This window comes from Thorsellia kenyensis, from assembly GCF_042432445.1.
Taxonomy (GTDB): domain Bacteria; phylum Pseudomonadota; class Gammaproteobacteria; order Enterobacterales; family Thorselliaceae; genus Thorsellia; species Thorsellia kenyensis.
Genome location: NZ_JBHLXE010000029.1, coordinates 1 through 1,678, shown reverse-complemented (window position 1 = coordinate 1,678; position 1,678 = coordinate 1). Strand labels below are relative to the sequence as shown.

General features: G+C 42.0%; 1 protein-coding gene. It reads right to left on the bottom strand.

Annotated features, from left to right (window positions below):
- Positions 1–1,678, bottom strand: a 1,678-nt coding sequence (locus ACFFIT_RS03145; RefSeq protein ID WP_385876194.1) for a beta strand repeat-containing protein, incomplete at both ends; no start/stop codon positions are given.

Below are 1,678 nucleotides of genomic sequence, written 5' to 3'. Positions count from 1 at the left end.
TATACCGACACTTTGCGCAGCATTCACCAGGGCATTGTTACCAAAAGCAATAGATAATGCAGCCAGGTCGCCTATTTCAGCATTAAATCCTAAAGCCATTGAGTTATTAGCGCCATTGCCAATGCTTGAATTATTGCCCAGTGATAAAGAATTTAGTGCATTGTTCCTTATATTTACTCCTTCACCAATAGCGATACTTTCTGCTGAATTAACTATACTACCAATGCCTATGGCTATAGAAGAACTGGCTGAATCTGCTATGGAAATATTTGAACCTATGCCTATCGCATTATCAGCATTATTGCCTAATTCATTTTGTGTACCTAATAAGATACTAGATTCAGAACCTGCACCAATTTTTCCGAAGCTTCCGATCGCTACACTTTCAGACGATCCTGAACCAACAGTGACATCACTTCCTATGCCTACACTATTTATTGCATTAATTATAGTCCCTAAGCCTGCTCCTAAGGCGATACTATTAAGCTGATTTGCTTGAGCATTTGTACCTAAAGCAAGACTTGCAGATCCTGTACTTGCTGCACCAAAACCTAGCGCTGTGCTTGTATCCCCACTTGCACTGGCATTAATACCTATAGCCATCGAATTTAGTCCTGTAGCACCATCATTATTGTAATTACCTTGTTGACTAGTTGCTTTAACACTATAATAGTAAGCTTTATTGTCCCCTATCAGTTGGTTAACTTGCCCTAAATTGACTGCGTCAGTATCAAGAATACCAACGCCTACATTCGCTATAATTCTATTTTCTAAAATATCGCCTTCAATCCCTGATCCTATTGATAGAACATAATTTCTATCTGTTTGAGATCCTGCACCCAACGCTATCGATCCTAATGCATCTACTAGAGTTCCAGCACCTATAGCTAAAGAATCACTACTTCCATCAAGAATTCTCGCTCCAGCTCCTAAAGCTAATGAATCTATGGCATTATTACCTATGCTCACACCATCTCCGACAGCAATACTTCCTTCAGATCTAATAATAGTATTTGCACCTATACCTATAGAAGCAACAGCCCCATCAAGTATATTAATATTTGAGCCAATACCTATCGCATTATCGGCATTATTACCTAAGGAGCCTTCTGCCCCAAATAAAATGCTCCCTTCTGAGCCGGTGCCTATAGCAGCGCTGCTGCCTAAAGCAAGACTGTCAATCGAGCCTGTACCAATCGATACATTATCTCCTAGACCAACACTAGTCGCTGCTTCTATGAGAGCCCCTGAACCTATGCCGATAGATAAACTGGCTAATTCTCCAACACTGACATTCGAACCTATCCCTATCGCATTATCAGCATTATTACCTAAGGAGCCTTCTGCCCCTAATAAAATGCTCCCTTCTGAGCCGGTGCCTATAGCAGCGCTGCTGCCTAAAGCAAGACTGTCAATCGAGCCTGTACCAATCGATACATTATCTCCTATACCAACACTAGTCGCTGCTTCTATAAGAGCCCCTGAACCTATGCCGATAGATAAACTGGCTAGTTCTCCAACACTGACATTCGAACCTATCCCTATCGCATTATCGGCATTATTACCTAAGGAGCCTTCTGACCCTAATAAAATGCTCCCTTCTGAGCCGGTGCCTATAGCAGCGCTGCTGCCTAAAGCAAGACTGTCAATCGAGCCTGTACCAATCGATACATTGTCT